The following is a 557-nucleotide window of genomic DNA, read 5'->3' as shown; positions in this document are numbered from 1 at the left end:
AGTAGGTGCAGCGACCAAAATTAATAATATCGCTATTATCAACGGATCTGACGATGGGGTAGAATTCTTTGGAGGTTCTGTATCTGCTTCAAACATTTATCTTGAGAATAATGAAGATGACGCTGTAGACTGGACCGAAGGCTGGAATGGTACAGTAGAAAATGTATATGTTAGTCACAGCATTGAAAATTTTTCCACAGCATTAGAAGCTGATGGCGCCAATGGCAATCCAACAATTAATAATTTCACCGCAGTTTCTACTACCGGGGGAACAGCTTTACAATTTAAAAAACAATCTGGTGCGACAATTACAGGCTTATCATTAGCAGGATATGACACACAAATCGATATTACCGAAGCCGGAAGAACAGATCTTTCAGGAATTAAGATCGAAGGTGAGGATGCAGATCTAAATGCTTCCTATGATGCGGATGTTACTGTAGATATAGCATTATTTAATTGGGTAGAGTAAAAGTTTGGATTTAGCCACAAAACTTAATGCCTTGATATCCAAAGAAAAGACTGCCCAACGGCAGTCTTTTTGTTTTTATTGTACA

Annotated in this window: 1 pseudogene; it reads left to right on the top strand. The window is 38.2% G+C overall.

Annotated elements, in window-relative coordinates:
* A pseudogene (locus HC175_RS16875) lies at window positions 1-472 on the top strand (hypothetical protein); the annotation flags it as partial.
* Between the last annotated feature and the right edge of the window lie 85 nt (window positions 473-557).

Source organism: Salinimicrobium oceani (assembly GCF_012037645.1).
Note: the sequence above shows the minus strand (reverse complement) of the source record. Positions and strands in the feature narration are given on the sequence as shown.